This window comes from Cohnella phaseoli (genome assembly GCF_003386235.1).
Classification (GTDB): Bacteria; Bacillota; Bacilli; order Paenibacillales; family Paenibacillaceae; genus Cohnella; species Cohnella phaseoli.
Genome location: NZ_QRDZ01000035.1, coordinates 31155 through 51294 on the forward strand (window position 1 = coordinate 31155; position 20140 = coordinate 51294).

The 20140-nt window shown below is 52.2% G+C and carries 8 protein-coding genes and 1 pseudogene; 7 read left to right on the forward strand and 2 right to left on the reverse strand.

Features of this window, described 5'->3' with window-relative positions:
• Positions 1-154 precede the first annotated feature (154 nt).
• The 4 genes from DFP98_RS31520 to DFP98_RS40065 all read left to right on the forward strand — a co-directional run bounded on the left by DFP98_RS31520 (position 155) and on the right by DFP98_RS40065 (position 16132).
• Positions 155-3409, forward strand: coding sequence for a glycoside hydrolase family 2 protein (locus tag DFP98_RS31520; protein ID WP_116064618.1), 3255 nt, complete (start codon positions 155-157; stop codon positions 3407-3409).
• A 419-nt stretch (positions 3410-3828) separates the two neighbouring features.
• Positions 3829-7536 (forward strand): glycosyl hydrolase family 28-related protein, encoded by a 3708-nt coding sequence (locus tag DFP98_RS31525; RefSeq protein ID WP_147310311.1) that lies wholly within the window; start codon positions 3829-3831, stop codon positions 7534-7536.
• 266 nt (positions 7537-7802) lie between these two features.
• Positions 7803-15569, forward strand: a complete 7767-nt coding sequence (locus DFP98_RS31530) for an S-layer homology domain-containing protein (RefSeq protein ID WP_116064620.1) — start codon at positions 7803-7805, stop codon at positions 15567-15569.
• Positions 15570-16000: 431 nt separating this feature from the next.
• The gene (locus DFP98_RS40065) at positions 16001-16132 is read left to right on the forward strand and encodes a hypothetical protein (RefSeq protein WP_281275175.1); all 132 of its coding nucleotides are present in this window, start codon (positions 16001-16003) and stop codon (positions 16130-16132) included.
• Between the two features lie 775 nt (positions 16133-16907).
• Here DFP98_RS40065 and DFP98_RS39905 read toward each other — a convergent pair.
• Positions 16908-17054: pseudogene (locus tag DFP98_RS39905) on the reverse strand (IS110 family transposase); the annotation flags it as partial.
• A 500-nt stretch (positions 17055-17554) separates the two neighbouring features.
• The gene (locus DFP98_RS31545) at positions 17555-18199 is read right to left on the reverse strand and encodes a hypothetical protein (protein WP_116064622.1); all 645 of its coding nucleotides are present in this window, start codon (positions 18197-18199) and stop codon (positions 17555-17557) included.
• Positions 18200-18658: 459 nt separating this feature from the next.
• On the opposite strand from DFP98_RS31545, the gene DFP98_RS39910 reads away from it, so the two are divergent.
• Genes DFP98_RS39910 through DFP98_RS40070 form a run of 3 tightly spaced genes read left to right on the forward strand, consistent with a single transcriptional unit; the run spans position 18659 to position 20060 of the window.
• Positions 18659-19111 carry an RNA-dependent RNA polymerase family protein gene (locus tag DFP98_RS39910; RefSeq protein WP_246016918.1) on the forward strand — a complete coding sequence of 151 codons (453 nt, stop codon included), beginning with the start codon at positions 18659-18661 and terminating at the stop codon, positions 19109-19111.
• Positions 19108-19461 carry a reverse transcriptase domain-containing protein gene (locus DFP98_RS40340; protein WP_425455566.1) on the forward strand — a complete coding sequence of 118 codons (354 nt, stop codon included), beginning with the start codon at positions 19108-19110 and terminating at the stop codon, positions 19459-19461. Before DFP98_RS39910 ends, DFP98_RS40340 begins: the two co-directional genes overlap by 4 nt.
• Entirely contained in the window at positions 19458-20060 is a 603-nt protein-coding gene (locus DFP98_RS40070; protein WP_281275176.1) for a group II intron maturase-specific domain-containing protein, read from the forward strand. The genes DFP98_RS40340 and DFP98_RS40070 overlap by 4 nt, the downstream gene beginning before the upstream one ends.
• Positions 20061-20140 lie beyond the last annotated feature (80 nt).

A 20140-nucleotide genomic window follows, 5' to 3' on the forward strand; every position in this document is an offset into this window, starting at 1 on the left:
TCCTCTCCTAACAATACAAATAATCATGTTATTGTAATGGTTTATAAATATGATATATTAATAATAAATCGATCAATTCAGTTTTACAATGATTATTTGCGATGTGTAACGTATTCGAATCAGGTATGTACTAAAGGCGAAGGAGCTTGTTGCGATGAAATATGAGGAAAGCTTGAACGGAATATGGGCGTTCTATCCCGATTATGAACCGGATGAAAGGCGCGAGAGAGCCCTCTTAGACATTAGGGAAGAGCAGTGGCAGCCCATTCCGGTACCGGCGGTATGGGAAGGCAACTTCCAAAGTCCGAAGGAAGGAACTTCGCAGGCGGCGGAGAAGCTTCTTCGGGTGCGGATCAATGGCGGCGCGTGGCAGACCGTCGATCTGGAGTCCTATTGCGACGGCAAAGCGCAGTGGGTGGCAATTCCGATAAAAGCGGGCATTCTGCGCGAAGGCGACAATGAATTTGAATTCGATTCAACGTCCAAAAACTATGGTATCGACTCCGATGAAAGCTTGGAAATGTTCGGAACGGCAAAGACGGAAGGGAGCTGCAGCTTTTTCTCGCAAGACTTGATCACCTGGCATCCGCTGCCTGACAGGGCGTGGAACATCCGAATCGAAGCGGGATCGGCGGCTCGGGAAGCTGTTGCGGAGACGGCTCGGTTCCGGACGGATTGTCAGATGTCCATTGGATTGAATGCAATGAACGGTACGCCGAACTATTTAAAAAAGATAATCGCCCTTGAAGGACACTCCGCCGGCGACGAAGCGCGCCTGCTTGTGCATGTGAGAGCCGGCCCGAAGCTGTCGGGTTCGACCGACGATTACGGGGATACGCGCAAGTTCGACGGAGTCGGTTGGTACCGCCGCAAGTTCCGCACGCCGCACCACGCCCCTGGAGATATCGTCTGGCTAACCTTTATGGGAGCGGATTACTATGCTGAAGTATGGGTCAACGGAACATACATAGGAGATCATGAGGGCGGCTATACGCCGTTTCGGTTCGATCTGAGCACGGATCTCCCAGATTTGCTCAACGACGGGGCGGACAATGAGCTAATCATCCGCGTGACCGATCAATCAGACCCGAGATGTGCTTCCGGCACAGGGAAGTTTCCGATTAAGGAGACGCTGGCCGGATTTCTGCAGGATTCCGTAGGCGTCAATTACGGAGGGTTATGGCATGACGTGGGGTTGTCGGTCGGCCCGAGCGTATTTATAGAGGATGTTTTTATAGAACCGGACGTCGACGGGGGCCGCGCAATCGCGCATGCTACGCTGCGAAACAAGAGCGCCGCTCCGGTTGACGTGCGGCTGGGTATCCGCGTTCCGGGCGGGGAGCCGGAAGGGGTGTCGTCCGCTGTTGCCGGGCTTCGCCTCAAGGCGGGCGGCCGCGAGGTTTGCGTCATTCCGGTGGAGCTGATTCGGCCGAGACTGTGGTCGATCGACGATCCTTATTTATATACGGCGGAGCTTTCCCTGTCTACCGCTGGGGCCGCAGCGGCGGATCGCCGCAATGTCTTCTTCGGGATGAGGAAAATCGAGGCGGAGGGCGGCAAGTTTCTGCTCAATGGCGTTCCTCTGCAGTTGACCGGCATGATTCATTGGGGAATGTATCTCGATAGGCTGTCCGTACGTCCGGATCGCGAACAAGTTCGCAAGGAAATCGCGGATTTGAAAGAAGCCGGGTTCAACTCGGTCAAGTTTACTTTGTTCGATCCGCCTTGTTATGTACTCGACGAGTTCGACAGATTAGGCATGTATGCCTATATCGAATACCCGATCTGGAATCCAATTGAGACCCCCGCCTTCTTCGATCGGGCTCGCAAGCAGATTCGTGAAATGCTGGTAAAAGATCGCAACCATCCGAGCGTCATACTGACGGACTTTAACTGCGAAATGCACTTTTTCTCGGAAGAGATGGACAAGCTTATGCGTGAATTGGTCGATGCGGGCAAGGAGCTGGCGCCAAATCGTCTGTATCTGGACAACAGCGGCAACGGCGTTACGCGGTACGGCGATTTCTATGCGCTGCATCCTTATTTTCCGCTGAAGGGATTTCGCGAGACGATCGGGGAGCATGTGGCGAGACGGGAGAAGGAAGCGGACAAGCCGCTCGTTCTCGGGGAGTTCGCAGATACGGACACCATTCGCGACACCTCTGCGGTTCGCCGGGCGAACGGCGGCGAACTGCCCTGGTGGTGGTCGTTCTTTCGCGTGGCGGACCCGGAAGCGATTCTGCGTAAGCAGGGATATGCGCCCGAGCAAATCGAGCGTTTTAAGCGGACGTCGAGACAGCATGCGCTGATGGCCAAGAAGTATTACATGGAGGGCGCGAAGTTTTACGATCGGATCGGCGCGCTGTATTTGACCCATCTCAATGACATTCCCACTACGCAACCGGGCTTCTATGACGACAACTTTGAACCGAAGTTCGACCCTCTTGAGCTTCGTAAGTTTGCCGCCGCGAGCGTGCTATTGTTGGAGAGGACGACGCAGAACTTCTTCTGCGGCACGGAGGTTCGGGTAACGCCATTCTTGTCCCATTACGGGAGCCGGCCTTTGGCCGGAGGTCGACTGGAATGGCAGTTGGTGCGCGGGGAAGATTCGGTGGCCGCGGGAACTAGCGCATGCGGCATCATTGCGAACGGAGGCTTGACGCCGTTGTCGCCGATCGTCTTCGAAATGCCGCAGTTCCCCGCTCCCTGCAAGCTGAGGTTAATTGTCCTGTTGCGCGAAGATGCGACCGAATTTACCGTTACTAATGATTGGGATTTGTGGGCTTATCCGAATAAGGCGCTTCTCGAGGAGGAAGCCGGTGGTTTCTCGCTCGGCGTTCACGATCCGGGCGACTCCCTATCCCTCTTGGTTCAATATCCATGGGCAAAACCGCTTCAGAATGAAGCCGGCGACACTGGAACTCCTTCAGTGCTCATCTCGACGGAATGGAATCAAGAGCTGGAGGCTTATGCTCGAGCGGGTGCCCGTGTGCTCTATGTAGGCCATCAGGAGGCGCTGTATCCGATCAAGCCCGGCGGCTTTAACGCCTATTCCTATGCAGTGGTGCCTGAGCCGCATGACGCGATGGGAGACTTTCCCCATGACGGCTACAGCGATCTACAATTTTTGGAGCTGGCCTCCACGTATTACATGGACACGAAAATTCCGTCCTGGGAATCAGTCGAGGACAAGCCGCCTGAAGCTCCGCCGATTCTGGCGCGTATCGATTTGCGTTCTTACGCGGCGGGCGCGTATATTGCAGAACGGAAGATGGGCGACGGACTTGTCATGCAGACCACGCTGACGCATGGCGGCGGCAATGCGTCAGGGCGATATTTGCTCGATCAGTTGCTACGTGACTTGATAAGCCCGGGGGCCGCGAATAATACCGTGCCGCCCAATGCGTAAGTTAATTGCTTGTCCGATAGGACACGGCAATTGGAGACTGGCTGCCAGGACAGCGGATTGCTAGCGTTGGCTCCTCCGTTCGTTTTCTGGATTGCAAGCGAGTCCTCCCGTCCGAAACGGACGGCGGGGACTCTTTTGTTAACATTTTCAAAAAAACAAAAATGGATCTTTACATAAATGTATTAAAGATATATATTAACTTTGAAAGTTGTATTAAAAGATTAAATGACATATAACAATGAGGGGGTGAGCGGTAATGCAGAAGCTGCGGGGCAACGACAGATTCGCTAACGGCAAAGGAATGGATGCCCCGTTAAATGCAAAGTTTTTGGTAAGCGGTTTCAAAAGGCAGAACCTTGACGGAAGCATCCGTTAATGGAGCAAACGGTTTGCCAAACATCAAATTTGGAGGGAACAGCGTGAGATCAAACAAGACTATGCGCAAGGCGCTTATCCTGATAATAATCCTTCTTATGGCATCGAATACTAACGTGATGACCGGTCATTCCTTCGCGGCCGGAGCTAACGTTCCGGACCCCTCGTTCGAGATTGGAACCGGGTGGGCTATGTATGGGATGAGCAGGTCAACCGACAGGGCTCATACGGGCTCATATGCGGTAAAAACGACGACGGTCGGGGCAGTGTCAATTAGCGGCGAGTTTCCGATAGAATCCGATACCAGCTACAAGTTATCAGGTTGGATTTATAAAGAGACCGACTCGGGCACAGCCTATCTGGATTTAAACGATATTGCGGGAGAAGTCGAGCCTTCTGTTAATGCGGGAGGCAAGTGGACGAAGGTAAGCGCCGATTGGTTCAGCGGAACGAGAACCTCGCTTCAGATTCGACTGGTTACAGCCGCCGGGATAGACGCGCCAGTTTATTTTGATGATGTGGAATTGGCGGTTAATGCTCCGGATTCCACGTTCGAAACGGAAGCGGGGTGGTCATTCGGGTCGTTAAGCAGATCAAGGGATAAAGCGAAAACCGGAAACTATTCGCTGAAATCCACGATTAATGGCGCGTCTGCCCGTACGAATGTATTTGAGGTTGCCGCCAATACGACCTATAAGCTATCCGGCTGGATTTACAAAACGAATAATGCCGGGAACGTCTACCTGGATCTTAATGATATACCGGGAGAAATTCAACCGGGCGTATATGATGGGAGCGGGGGCGGCGTATGGACTTACGTATCCGGCATCTGGAATAGCGGAGCCAATACGGAGGTCCGGCTTCGAACAATAACGGATAACGGATTGAATGCGGCTGCGTATTTCGATGATGTAAAGCTGGAAGTCGTTCAACCGGACGGAACCTTCGAGAGCGATGCAGGCTGGACTTACGGTTCAATGAGCAGGTCGACGGATCAGGCGAAGACGGGGACGACATCGTTAAAATCGTCTGCGAACGGCATTGCCGCGACGTCCAATCCGATTTCCGTGCTGCCCGATACGAAGTACAAGCTCTCCGGATGGATCTATAAGAACAACAATGCCGGGAATGCTTATCTTGATCTTAATGATATAACGGGTGAGCCTCAACCGGGCGTATTCAATGGGGCTGGCGAGGGCGCATGGACCTACGTATCCGGACTATGGGATAGCGGCAACGCAACCCAGGCCAGAGTGAGAACCATTACGGATGGAGGGCTTAGCGCATCGGCATACTTTGACGATGTGAAGCTGGAGCCCGTTGCGCCCGACGGTTCGTTCGAGAGTACCGATGGCTGGCTGTCATACGGCGCCATGACTCGCTCCACCGATAGAAGTCAGTCAGGGACCTATTCGCTTAAATCCACGAGCAACGGGGCCGTGGCGTACAGCAATACCCTGCCGGTTGAACCCAATACGAGATACACGTTGTCCGCCTGGATTTACAAGACGGACAACAACGGCGACGCTTATCTGGATTTGAATGATGTGGATAAGGAGGTGTCGCCGGGAGTGATCGGAGGTCTGGGTGCGGGGACATGGACGAAAGTAAGCCGTGACTGGTTCAGCGGCGATCAGCCCAGCGTGCGGGTTCGTGCGGTTACGGACAATGGCATAACGGGAGCGGTTTATTTTGACAATGTTTCCTTTACCCCCGCCGGCACGACCTTGGAGGCCAATCCGCAAATTATAAGCACGATCTATCCAACCGAAGATGTGGTCGTGGCGGACTTCAATGTGACGGATTTCGGGGCGGACGCAACGGGAGCAGCCGATTCTACGATGGCGATCCAGAATGCAATGGACAATGCGCAGCATAAAGGCGGAGGCACTGTCTGGATGCCTGCCGGAACGTATAAAGTGAGCAATACGCTCCATGTTCCTTCGGGCGTGTTCTTGCGTGGGGATTGGCGCGATCCGGACTCTGGCTCGGGCGACTATGGGACAGTGATCGAAGCCCACGTGAATGCCGGTTTCCAAACTCTCTTTACGATGGTAGGAGACGTTGGCGGCCTCTATGGGCTGACAATATATTATCCTAATCAGAATGCCGCCAATCCGATCGATACGGGGTGGGTCGTAACTTCGGACGTCGGACATAATCGCTTCATTAAAAATTTGACTTTGTTAAATGCCTATAGCGGATTCCGCTTCGGAATGAGCGGAACGGGCGGGTTCACTGCGTGTCCTGAAATCTCCTATGTGAAAGGGACCGTATTGTCGCGGGGACTCGAGCTCTTTAACGGTTATGGCGCAGGCGGCGCGCATCATATTACTTTTAATAATTCGTACTGGGTGGATGCTGGAACTGCTTACCATGCGCCGCTGAAGAGCACGCTGGATGCGTGGACCCGGGCGAATGGCACGGCATTTACGTTCGGACGCATCGAAATCTATAATTTTCATCATCTCTCTGCCGAGGGATACAACATCGGCATGCGCTTTGGCGGAGGAAATACGGCTGGGGGAGTCGGTACGTGGGGCAGCAATCTAGCTTTCGTTAGCCTGACCAATACCAATACCGCCTTGCAGGTAGACGATGCTTCCGTCGGCAGGTTCAATGCGTTTATTCGCAGCACGCTGGAAGGAAGCCTGTATTCCATTAAGAACAACGTAACCAATCACACGATCAAAGTGACCGACACGACGCTCACCGGGGCAACCGCCGGGTCCGTTTCGATCGCGTCGCCTGGAACTTCGCCTACGGCTTACACGACAAGGGACCTGCCCAAAATCACCCGAGCCGTGCTGTATGACGTCACCAAGGCGCCTTACAATGCGCCGCGCGTGTCCTCGCTGGTAAGCCCGACGGGTTTTCCGTTCGACGATGCCACATCGGCCATCCAATCGGCATTGACGGATGCGGGCAATGCGGGAGGGGGGATTGTGTACCTGCCCGCAGGGTGGTATAGGATAAACGGCAACCTCTCGATTCCTACCAACGTGGAACTGCGTGGAACGGGATCCGGGAAAACGGGGGCGTATATCAGCTACGGAACCTGGTTGACCGTATATGGCGGGGAAAATACAAGTACGCCTCAGTCGGATACGGCCGCGGTGACCCTCAATGGAGACGGATCGGGCATTAACGCGATCAATGTGATATGGCCCAACAATCCATTTGAAGCAGAAGGCACCTTGAAAACCTATCCTTTCGCATTCAGAATCAATGCGAAGGACGCTTATGTCATCTATACGAACTTCAAAAATCCGTATCATGGGATAGATGTTGCGAACGGAAGCGACCGGCACTTGATCCGATCGGTCTATGGCAGCTACAGCAATACCTTCATCAGAGTCGGAACATCCACGGAGGGCTGGATTGAAGAATTGTACGACATGAACCCTTCGCCGTGGACGGGGATCAGCGAATTTAAGATGAAGATTCCTTGGATGGCGCCCGGAACGCTCTTGATCAATTATCAGAAAATGCAAAAGTTTATCGAGCTTAACGGTCCGTCGAATGAGCATATCATGAGCATTCTGGCTTATGCTCCGGGCACGCTCGTGCACGTGACATCAGGTAACGCCGACATATGGAATGTCGGCGCGGATCAGAGCGGCGAATGGTGCGTCAATGCTGTCGGAGGGACGGTCAAGATCATGAATTCGGTGAACACGGTCCATGGAACGAATGTCAACACGGGAAGCGGGATCGTGGAAAGCTATAATGAGCATTATGTGATTTTGTGATTTTGTCTTGATGGAAAAAGGAATGGCGGTGCGGGGGAGAGGCCCTTGCATCGCCATTCCTGGTTTTGGGTTGATCTAGGGGTGCAATATCCGCTGAACAGCTTCGGACTTTTCGGAGGGTGTCGCTTTTTTTAATGGGCATTTGGACCGGCGGCTAAAGTATAGGTGAAAAAGTATACTTTCGTATAATTCTCAGGGTGAAATTCGCCATGGTAGATTGGAGGGAACGTGAGATTCCAAAATAGTGTGGAAAGAGGCTCAAACCTATGAAGAAATTGCTGGCGAGAAGAGGGCTTTCCCTGCTGCTCCTCTTGTCCTTATTGATCCAGGGAGCGCTCCCGTTTGGTGTGGTGCAGGCTGGAACTGGGACTGGAACTGGAACTGGGACTGGAGCTGGAGCTGAGGCTAGCGATGTCGGCGTAAGCCTCCAGAAGCCGGAGGAGCGGATTCCGGAGTGGGCGAAGGAATCGATTGCCGAGATGACGGAGCTGGGTGTAATCCAGGGGTATGAGGATGGGACGTTTCGCGCGGAGCGCAGTGTCACGCGGGCGGAGATAACCGTTATGCTGCTTCGGTTCGTGAAGGCGGCTTCTTTGGAGCTGCCAACTGTGCAGGCTCCGAATTTCCGGGACGTCGGGAACGAGTGGTTCGCCAAGGAGGTTCGCCAAGCGGCCAATCTCGGGATTGTACAAGGCAATGAAGCGGGCCTATTCAGACCCGGCGCCGCAGTGAGCCGCCAAGAGTCGGCGGTGATGCTGAATCGAATTGTGGGCAAGATCGCTACGGGAGCAGTGTCCTTTAAGGACAAAGATTTGATCCCGAAGTGGGCGCAGTCTGCGGTTGCGGCTCTGGTCGAAGCCGGTGTGCTGCAGGGCTACGGGGATAACACGTTTCAGGGGCAGAACGGCATAACTCGAGCGGAAGTGGCCGTCATTCTTCAGCGTGCCAAGAAGCTTGCAGGCGCGGGAGGAAATCAGGCGAAAGCAGGGCCTCTGTCCATTAAGGCTCGTCAGGCGGACGGGGCGGAGCTGGCGGATGCCGAAGTATTCGTGCATGAGAAAGGGAAGCGCGTGTACAAGGCGTGGGGGCGCACGAATGCGCAGGGAGTTTGGACAACGGCGGCGGCGATTCCTTACGGGAATTACGATGTGCACGTTGTGAAAGAAGGATTCGCAGGCTATCAGCCCGTCGTGCACGGCGAGGGACAGGGCGACTTGGAAGTAACGGCTCAGCAATCTGCGTGGATTGAAGGAACGGTGCTGGGAACAGACGGCAAGCCGTTGATCGGGGCTTTTCTTTCGTTTACGACCAACCCGACGTTCTACGCCGTTACGGCTGCCGATGGTACGTTTCGTGCGAATGTGCTGCCGGAGAAAACGTATCGGCTGACACTTGTGGAGGATGCGAGTCTATCGCAAATCTTGGCAAAAGGGGGAGGATCGGCGTCCATCTACGGGGCGAGCGGTTCGGCATTCCCGGGATTGTCTCTGCTCGATTCGGAGCAGACGCAGACGCCGGGCTGCGAGTGTCATAAGTATGAAGCGAGTCAAACCTTCACCTCATTAGGCGCAGGACAAACGTTGAAGCTGGGGAAGGTCTCCATTGATGGGGCTCGACCTGTTACAACATCGGGCGGTGGAGGCGGCGGTAGCTCGGGGAACCCTGTACGTGTCGATACGACGCCGCCGGCCGCACCTGCGGGCTTGAGCGCAGCTTCAGGAAACGCCAGTGTCAGCCTAAGCTGGCTGGCGAATAGCGAGAATGATCTGGCGGGATATAAGGTTTACCGGTCAACGGATCATGGGGCGACATGGGATGCCGGAACGAATGTCGCCGGCCGCAGCGTAACGAGCTACATCGTGAGCGGATTAACGAACGGAGTAACGTACCGTTTCGCCTTGACCGCATACGATACTTCCGGCAACGAGTCGGAGAAGTCGGCCGGAGCGGAAGCGACGCCGCAAGCTCCACCGGTTGAAACGGCGCCTCCGGCTGCGCCGCGCGGATTAACGGGTGTGGCCGGCAATACGGTCGTTACGTTAAGCTGGTTGGCGAACAGCGAGACGGATCTGGCGGGATACGAGGTTCTCTATTCCGCAGACGCTGGAGCTACGTGGATGAATGGCCCCCAAGTCGGCAAAGTAACGGAGGCTACAGTAACAGGTCTGGTTAACGGGACTGCGTACCGCTTCACGGTGAGGGCCTTCAATACGGCGGGCGGATTCTCGGAGCGGGCGGAAGCGATCACGGTCACGCCGAAGGGTTCGAGCGGGACGCCGGACCCGGTTAAAGTGGCGACTCCGATATCAACAACAGCGCTGCCGACCTTCTCTTCGACGGTCAAGTTTCTATACGAGGGAAGCGAACCGCTGCAGACGGGAGTCGCTGCCGGAGCTATTGAAGACAGTCTGGTGTCCGTTGTTCGCGGCAAGGTGCTGGATGCAGAGAATCAGCCGCTGGCAGGCGTACAGGTTAGCGTCCTGAACCAGCCCGAGCTGGGCTCAACCAAGAGCCGCGAAGACGGAATGTTTGATCTGGTCGTTAACGGCGGCGGTATTCTGACGCTTCAAATGACCAAGGAAGGGTATATGCCCGTCCAGCGGAAAGTATCGGCAGTAGCCGAAAAATATGAGACGCTGCCGGATGTGGTGCTGAAGGCTTACGATACGAAGGTGACGGTTGTTGACTTGGATGGGGCGACAGGTGTCCAGGCGGCGCAAGGCTCTCCGGTAACGGATGCGGACGGCACCCGGCAATCCACGGTCATTTTCCCGGAGGGGTCATCGGCAACGATGGAGCTGCCGGACGGGTCTGTCGTGCCGCTCACGGAGATTCACCTGCGCGCTACCGAATACACCGTGGGCGAGAACGGGCCGGAGGCCATGCCGGGCGAGCTGCCGGACTATGTCGGCTATACGCACGCCGTGGAACTGTCTGCCGACGAAGCGGTGCAAGCGGGAGCGACCGAGATTCGCTTCAATCAGCCATTATTCTACTATGTAGAGAACTACCTGGAGTTCCCGGTCGGAGAAGTCGTGCCGATGGGCTACTACGATCGTGAGGCCGGGCGCTGGGTCGCGTCCGAGAACGGACGAGTGGTCCGCATTCTCCAGATCGACGGAGGAATCGCCACTGTCGATATGGACGGGGACGGGATGGCCGACAGCGCCGAGAAGCTGGCCGCAGCCGGATTTACGGATAAGGAAAGACAGCAGCTTGCAGAGCTGTATGCCGCAGGCCAAAGCTTATGGCGCGTGCCGATTGAGCATTTCACGCCATGGGATTGCAACTGGCCTTACGGCCCGCCGATGGATGCCGAGCCGCCGCTTGACGAAGATCCGCGAAACGAGGAGGATGACGATCCTTGCGAACAAGCAGGCTCGATCATCGGTTGTCAGAATCAGAGCTTAGGCCAAGCGATCCCGATCGAAGGAACGGGCATGAACCTGAATTACGTGAGCACGAGAACGCCGGGCTATAAGGAGAAATCAAAGCTCACGATACCGGTCAGCGGGGATACGATTCCTGATTCGCTGAAATCCATGAGTGTTACGGTCGAAATCGGAGGCAAATCGTACAGTAAATCGTTCGCCCCGGCCACGAACGTGACGCATACTTTTCAATGGGATGGGTTGGACGCTTACGAGAGGAAGCTGATCGGCACGCACCCTTACAAGGTTACCGTATCCTTTTACTACGATTTTCAATATTATGAGGCTGACGAACAGACGCGAAGCTTCGGGCGGGTCAGCGGATCTAACGTGGTCATCGGTTTTAGCAGAGCATCAATGAGGCAGCCTGTCTCCCGCGTCTGGTACGGGAATTTGGAGAGCCCGAACAACCCGTACGAGCAAGCGGGAGTCGCGGGCTGGAGCCTGGATGCGCATAATATACTGAGCATGCAGGCGAATGTTCTGTACGAAGGGGATCGCAATAAAAAAACGGCGTCCTACAAAAAACTAAAAAAGATCGAATTAAGCGGTCTCGGAGGTTATCGGATTGCCAATACAGGAATCGTTCCCGGTCCTGGCAATACGTTCTACTTCATGGCTTACGGAGATGTGGGAAGCGGCAATCGGGATCAAGTTGTCATCCGCATGAACAATGACGGCACCTTCCTAAAAAGTGAAGGATTCCCGCAAGAAACCTACGGAGACATTAGCGCCGACCCTCAAGGGAATGTATACCGGTACTCTCCCACGGACAGAAAGATTTATCTAAAGAAATTTGATGAAACCCGCTGGACTGTTTTTGCCGGGACGGGGAATGCAGATCACGATATTGTCGATGGGGCGATGGCGGTCGAATCGGATTTGTATGTCGTCTATAGTATAGCTGCGGCAAGCGGAGGCTCCTTGTACGTTGTCGGCTACAATAGGGATGCGAGGAAAAATCTGTTTTATCGGATTAACGCCGAAGGCCGTATTCAGATGATGGGCAACACGACGCAAGGGGTGTCTGGAGCGGACAGCGGCAAAGCCAATCCGGCCACGATCGGCGAAGTGACTAGCGTTGCGATGGGCGCAGACGGTTTCTTGTACATTCACGATCGCATCTACGATAACTTCAATCACATGCAATATACATCGAGGGTAAGAAAAATGAGCGCGGACGGCACGATCACCAAGATCGTGGGGAAAACGCCGGACACTTACAGCAATCAGGTCATTGCCCACGGCGTGGCTGCGAATAAGGCGTTATTTTACATGAGGAAAATGTTCGTTGATGTGGAAGGGAATTTGTGGTTTATCGCTTCAAAGAACACCTACGAGCGGGAAAAGTTATATAAAGTCAACAAGGAAGGCATTGTGGAGGAGGTCGATCTCGATCATCTCAACGCAGCAGCCCAAACCACGTTATCGTTGGCTGCGATAGACTATAATGGGAACTTCATTTATAGCGACGGTTCCAGCGGCAGCTATCGGATGAGCGAGTCTCATCTCCAAATCGCCGAATTTCCGGAGGAGGACGGCTTGTCGGTGAATGCCTTCGATCTGCAAACAGGCCGGATTCTGCAGAATGTCAGTGCGTTCTCAGGTGTTGTGCTGCGAGATTTTGCGTATGATCCGGACGGTCGGCTACTGTCGATAGCGGATCGCAGCGGGAATCTGACACAGATTGAACGCGATGCGCAAGGGAACCCGACAGCGATTGTCGCGCCAGGCGGACAGCGGACGATTGTTGAAGTGGATGCCGGCGGCGAGCTAGTCGCGATTACGAACCCCGCTGGGGAGACGTACCGCATGAAGTATGAGGAGGGCGGACTGCTCACAGAGTTCACGGACCCGGAGCAAGGCGTCAGTCAGTATGCATTCGACAATACCGGGATGCTGGTGAGGGCGGTCAATCCGGAGGGCGGCGTCAAAACGCTGCAAAGATCGGTTTTCGACAACGGCTACAGCGTTACCTTTACGGACCCGAGCAATCGGATAACGACATATGAGACCGTGGCTGCCAACGGCAAAAAGATTTATACGCTGACGGACCCGAACGGATATCAGACCGTAACCGAGAGGATCGGCGAGCAGAGCGAGACGGCGACGTTACCCGACGGCACGGCAATGACCAAGACGTTCGGAACGGACCCTCGTATGGGCAAAAATACGCCGTTCGTTGCGGAATTAACCTACACATCGCCTGACGGTACAGTAACGAAATTCAAGGAAGAACGATCCGCTGTGACGGATAACAACGGCAAGCTGGTATCTTACAAGGTCCAACATACGGTGAACGGCGATGTGTCTACCATCGAATACGACCGAGCCAGCCATAAGTTTACGGAGACGACGGCCGAAGGTACCAAGACGGAAACCTATCTGGACGAGAAAGACAGAATCGGCAAGGTAGCTTGGCCGGGAACCAACCTCTTCCCGATTGAAACGATTTACGATTCCGTTGGCCGGCTGGAGCGGGTTCAGCAAGGGGAGCGGTTTATCCAGTATACGTACAACGCGCAAAATCGGGTCGAACAGGAGACGGATGCTTTCGGCAGCGTGAAGAAATACGAATACGACGCCGCGGGACGCATGACCTCTATTGTGACTCCGGGCAACAAAGTATATGGTCAAGACTATGACAGCCTTGGCAACTTAACGGGGTTAACGATGCCTGACGGCGCGGTATACGAGCAGCAGTTCAATCCGCTGGGGCAATTCGAAGGCTTCGCTCCGAGCGGCGCCGGGCTCTGGTATGCTGCGGATCATGACAATGGCGGCAGCCTGATGAGAACTACGCTGAGCAGCGGACGGGTCATCGACCACGTGCTGGAACCGGGGGACGGCAAGCGGCCTGTCGGCATTAACGATGCCGATATTCAGCGCATGTTTACGTATGTGGGGCAATCCGATTATGCGCAAACGATCGAAAGCGTCATGCAGCAGGATAGCTCCAGAAGACAGAAGATTGAGTACGGATACTCGGGAGAGAGCATCAACACAATGGCGCTGACCGGGAAAGCGAACGCTTCGTTCAGCTACACGTATGACGATTTCTTTAACATGACGAATATTGCGATGACGGTTGCCGGCGCTGTATACCATACCCCGATCCGGTATGACAACGAAGACAATCTGACCCAGTACGGAGCATTTCAATTTAATCGCGGCGGTCCTTTGAAGGCGGTCGATTCCATTCATGACGACAAGCTGGACATTCAAGTGGACTATGACCAATATGGCAAAATCAGCAGCGCCACCTATACGCTGAAAGGAAGCCAAGTCTACAAAGCGGCCTATACGTACGATAAGAGAGGCTACGTCACGGATATTGCTGCAGATTCGGCGGAGGGACGGGAAACGACGCATTTCGAGTATGACCTCGATGGGCAACTGACAGGCGTGACGCGAGTAGAGCCGAGCGGCAATGTCGTGACGGAGGCGTACGGCTACGATGCGAACAAGAACCGGATTACCAGCCAGACGGGCGGAGCCGCCGGGCCTGTAGTCAGCAGCTATGCAGAGCACGATGTGCTGACGCGTGTGGGCGACCTTGCCTACAGCTTTGACGCAGACGGTTTTCTGACGCAGCGGGGCGCGGATACGTTCGCTTACGGCGCTCGCGGCGAACTGCTGGAAGCGACCGTGGCGAACGGTACCTACAAGTACACGTATGACGGCCTTGGACGCAGGGTAGCCAAGGAAGACAGCGCAGGGCGGACGTATCAATACCTGTACGGCAGCCCGGATTCTCTGCATCTGCTGACGGCGTCGGTCGATCCGAGCGGCGAGCCGACGATCTACTCCTACAACGAGATGGGAGTGCTGATTGCGCTGGAGCGCGGTGGGCAGCGTTATTACGTTGTCGCGGATGGCGTAGGAACGCCTCAACGGGTGCTGGACGATAACGGAGCTGTTGTGAAGGAGCTGCGCTACGACAGCTTCGGCAACCTGCAATCCGATTCCAATCCGGCGTTTGAACTGCTGCTTGGTTATGCCGGCGGCTTGGAGGATCGGGATACGGGATTGATTCGCTTCGGCTTCCGCGATTACGATCCTGCTGCGGGCCGTTGGACGGCGAGGGATCCGATCCTGGTCGAGAGCGGTCAAGCGAACCTGTATGCTTATGTGAATAACAACCCGGTTATGTTCCGCGATCCTTGCGGTCAAATGTGCGTAGGAGCCTCGGTATATGCGATCGTTGGGATTGGCGGAAAAGTGTGTATTACCGACGAGGGCGTCTCTGCATGCGGGGACGGGGGATTTGGCGTCGGCCTCGGTCTTGAAGTTACGCCATTTGAGGATCTTGCCAAAAACGAGCTCACCTTGGAGGCGATGGGTAAGCTGACGGCCGGACTTGGGAATTTGCAGGCCGGCTACAAGCTGGGCTACGATTTCGACACCCGCTGCCGAACCGACGGACCTATGCTGCGGGCGGAAGCCGGTCCTTTCCGCATCGACTTGCTCAAACCGAAGAAATCGGCAGTTAAGGGCAAGGAAAGCGACTTTAAGAAGACGATTAAAGAATTGTTCAAGAAAAGCGGCTTGAAAGCCGAAGCGTCCATTAAAGCGAAGTATTGCAGCAATTTACGCTGGTAGTCGGAGAAAGCGCCTTAGCCCTTGTGAGGGGGCAAGGGCGCTTTTCAATTGGGGCAGGGCGGGGATATCCCGACTACGCTGGCTAATTTTATCCGAAATGCCGACTCTCTCCGCCAGCAAAACTCTGAGAGAACTTTGGAAATGTCTTAAAAAGACTATCTGAGCGCCATGTTAAGGCGCTTGACCATTTACGTGATTTCCGTAATTGGTCTGCTCACATTCCACAGTCGCTGTTAAATGCCGAATTTGAAATTGGGCAGGAGCAAGATCCCGATGCAAAGGCAAAACTTTTAACGCCAAGAATGACAATTTATGTACCAATTGCTAATTATCATGAAACCGAGGTGATAGTCAAACTCTACATCGATTGCTCAAGAAGTTTGAAGCTATTTGAAGAGTTGCACAAACGTATATGTGAGGATTACAGCGCGTTGATCGGACAAGATGTTGAATTGAACTGGGCTATCATTGAAACGAGAACATTTGACGATTATCGCTTAACCGATATTACAAATGCAGCAAAAAAATATAAGCTAGATGGTAATGGTGCCGCTCCATCATGATCGGCTTTTTAAGTATAATTCTAAAAGAACCGTGGATTAGTGTTTAGGTCACTTATCTCTTACCAATCGTTACGCTAATAGGTACTATAGCTCAATGATGACACGACGGTAGCCGGCTAGAACGATCGGCTACCGTCGTTGTGCTAACTAGCAGAATAGCATAAAGATGGAGGGGACAACGTTCTTGTCATTTGTGGGATCAAGTTCTTGATTTTCGACATCATTGGATGCCAGAGGACAAGAACATACATCGATTAAAAGCGGCGTATATCGCGGCTTTTTTGTTTTAGCAATGTAAGTCCTTGTCCAAAGCGAAGGACAAGGACTTACATTGTTTCTCGACTATGGACAAGAACATAAATTGTTTGTTGCGAACAATCATTGACTGGCCTCGCGGTTTCAATTTAATAATGATTGGGAAGCGAAGCCGATGGCTGGCCAGAAACAGTTCGCGAAATCAGAGTAGAGCGACGTCGAATGGGATTACCCGAAGTGATTGGCCGAGGCGGGTATTCGATATTCAAATGGCTGGTGGTAAAAGCTAAATTTTAGAGACGTAAAGGAAGGGGCATGGTTTGCTTTGCGCTGGCACGGCTCGCCAGAGACTTGGTCCTCCTGGTGGAGTAAGGGGGGGCATTGGTTTTTTTCTTTCGATGCTGAAGCCGAAGTTGCCATACCATCGAATTTCCAAAAAAATTATCCAAGTAGAAAATCTTAAATAGTGCAGCCATGTTGTCGTCACCATGGCGGTCGCAAATGTTCATTGCTTCACGCACTCCGCATAAAGGCCTTGTGGAATATTCGGTACGGCGTATCTCTCGTCTTTGACAAGCCGAGCGATGACTATGCCATCCTTAATGTCGTTCTTGGTCGGTGAGTTGTCGTACAAATTTTTACATACCTTCACGTGCAGCGGGTTCACGACGCCGCGTAAATTCAAATGGGGGTGCTGCGCATTTGAATCTTACAACATTTCCTGATGGATCTATCCATTATACTTCTGTAATTACACCTAACATAAAGAGTAGTGGGATTCAGTCGATGTCTGTTATTCGTAAGCGCTCCAAGGACCTTGGGATCGCTGAATGCATGTAATTTTTCTGTGGACTGACTGCTGATAATAGCGTAGTCGACAAGCTTCGAACTAGTGGGGATTGTTCAGTGGATTAGCGGGAAGAAAAGACCAAGAGTTCTAAATAATAAATGCTACTCAATCAAAAATGGAGGGTGGTTGAACCCTCCATTCAATCTGTTACTTTTTCTTTTTGCCTAAGGAATCCATTAAAAAAAATACAATGAATATAAGAAGAGAATGCACAAAAGGCTTAATGAAGTTCGTATCATAAATAAAGTAAATGGAGAAAAATAATACAATGAAAAAAGTTAGATACTTTAATAAATGAAACATTCCGTCATCTCATTTCAGAACCATGGTTCAACTATACTAGAATTCCTCGTGAAAGACTCCAGCGTTCCCCCGGTTCCATTAGAAGATTTAGTCAATCTAATTTCTTTTTTGATTTCGTAATCTCCGATGAAATTACCATTGTGATCAAAGAAACCAGCACTTAATTCTCTGTAATAATATTTAATGAAAGTATAGATGTCTTCCTCGTCAGTGTTAACGAAGTAATACCCTCCCCATCCTACACCAGCTGATGTAGCGACAACTTGAGCGACAGCTGGTGAAGCATACGCACCAATAAAAGTTAATACAGCTGTGACAAATGCAGTTTTTGTAGCCTTTTTAAATTTCTTTGAAGTAACAACATCATAATTTATCATATGAGTCCAAGCTGTTGGATAAGAAGTTAGAGCATTCCGATTTATTTGCTGATCAGAGATAAGCAGTTCATTTACTAGTGCTATATCATTAGTTGTAACTTTAGTAAGTATAATATTACCATTTTCAATGTGAAAATCAATGTTATTTTTCTCTAGGAACTGAATGACCCGTTCATTAACTAATGGTTTTGGTTCTTGAACAGTATCAGATGCACTGGCCAAAGGCGTGACTGCAACAATTAAAATACAAAATGACAACATTAATGATATTAGTTTCTTCATAAAATTAACACTCTCCTTTTTTGGTGAGAACCTTTATAATCCGAAAGACTACAACCTAAAACAACCGGTTATACTATCACTCTCATCATCTCTGCCCCTTTCTTCAGATCTTAGTTTGACGAGGTACTTTATGGTCGCCACCTAAATTGTTACATTTAAAACTTAAATAGGGTATAGTCTTTTCCTACTTAATTCACCAGAAATAATGACTGAATTTGTATTATTTAGATGGATTTTGTCGTTATTTGATAGGGATATTAATCATCCACTTATTTGTAATCACATTAATTTCCAAAAGCCAGGTTTCCAGTCTGGGGAGGCCTACGGAAGACGCGAAGTCACTTCGTAACCGCGGCTGAGAAGCTGCGCTGAATCCGCAGGAATCAGCAGAGGCCATAAGTACGGGAGTACGGGACGCCAGAAGCCGGAAGGGCTGAACCGAAAGGAGAGAGGAAACCGATGCGTTCGCAGGAAGAGCAAAGACAGCAGAAAATCTCGCAAGAGAGCTTGCGGCAAAGAGAAGCGGTGAAGCCGTCAGGGTATGCCGGAGCGCCGAGTTCTTCGTCGGCACAAGTCGCCCCTTCCTCTCGCGAAGCAAATAACGACTTGTTAGGACGAATGCTCGGAGGAGATAACCTCAGGCTCGCCTACAAGCGAGTGGTACAGAACGGAGGAACGCCCGGTGTGGACAGTGTAACGGTAGCGAAACTACAAGCTTACCTGAAAACACACTGGGAGACGGTGAAGACCGAACTTCTTGCGGGAACCTACAGACCCATGCCCGTCAGACGGGTGGAAATCCCCAAATCCGGAGGCGGCATGAGGCTGCTCGGCATCCCGACCGTGATGGACCGCCTTCTTCAACAAGCCCTTTTACAAGTGATGAACCCGAACTTCGACGCGGATTTCTGAAGGCATGTTACGGTTTTCGCCCTGGGAAGCGAGCACATGACGCAGTAAAGCAAGCTCAGCACTACATCCAAGAAGGCTTTCACTGGGTTGTAGACATGGACTTAGCGAAGTTCTTTGACCAAGTAAACCACGACATGCTTATGGCAAGAGTAGCAAGAAAAGTGACGGACAAGCGTGTCCTAAAGCTTATTCGTGCCTCTCTTAACGCCGGAGTCATGGCGAATGGCGTGTTCGAGACAACGGGAGAAGGCACGCCGCAGGGCGGTCTATGCAAAGCTTTGCATAAGGTGGCGTCATCAGTCCTGTACTTGCGAATCTGTTTATGCATTACGCTTTTGACTTATGGATGAAACGAACAAAACCAAATGCACCGTTTGAAAGATATGCAGATGATGCCATTATTCACTGCAGAACGCAAGCGGAAGCAGAAGAGCTTCTGGGAAGCCTCAAGAAACGACTAGAGGAATGCAAGCTTGATTTGCATCCAACGAAAACCAAGATTGTATACTGCAAGGATAAGGACAGGATGAAGGAGCATCCAGTCACTGAGTTTGAGTTCTTGGGGTACACCTTTCAGAGTCTGTTCATAAAAGACAGACTGGGGAGGTTGCAGTTCAATTTCCTACCATCGGTGAGTGAGAAGTCAGCCAAAGCATTCAGAAACAAGATAAAAGCGATGCGAATTCATAGCTATACCGGTAGAAAAATTGAAATGATCGCTGAAATGCTATCTTCGATGGTCAGAGGCTGGCTTAACTACTTCATAAAATTCAATCCATCGGCAGTAAGGTACACCATAGACTGTCTGAATCGCAGACTGGTCAAATGGGCAATGTGCAAATACAAGAGGTTTAGGGGACATCGCAGTCGAGCTGAAAAATGGCTGAAAGAACTTGCAAAAAGAGAGCCCAATATGTTTCCACATTGGGCTCTCGGAATGACACCGTAACTGGCTGAATGATAATAGCCGTATGAATCGAGAGGTTCACTTACGGTTCTGTGAGAGCCTGAAGGTGAAACTCCTTCGGG

Bases quoted from the DNA above. Each gene is read 5' to 3' on its own strand.
- DFP98_RS31520 (WP_116064618.1), top strand. From the start codon at position 155: ATGAAATATGAGGAAAGCTTGAACGGAATATGGGCGTTCTATCCCGAT.
- DFP98_RS31530 (WP_116064620.1), top strand. From the start codon at position 7,803: ATGAAGAAATTGCTGGCGAGAAGAGGGCTTTCCCTGCTGCTCCTCTTG.
- DFP98_RS31545 (WP_116064622.1), bottom strand. From the start codon at position 18,199: ATGAAGAAACTAATATCATTAATGTTGTCATTTTGTATTTTAATTGTT.
- DFP98_RS39910 (WP_246016918.1), top strand. From the start codon at position 18,659: ATGCGTTCGCAGGAAGAGCAAAGACAGCAGAAAATCTCGCAAGAGAGC.
- DFP98_RS40070 (WP_281275176.1), top strand. From the start codon at position 19,458: ATGAAACGAACAAAACCAAATGCACCGTTTGAAAGATATGCAGATGAT.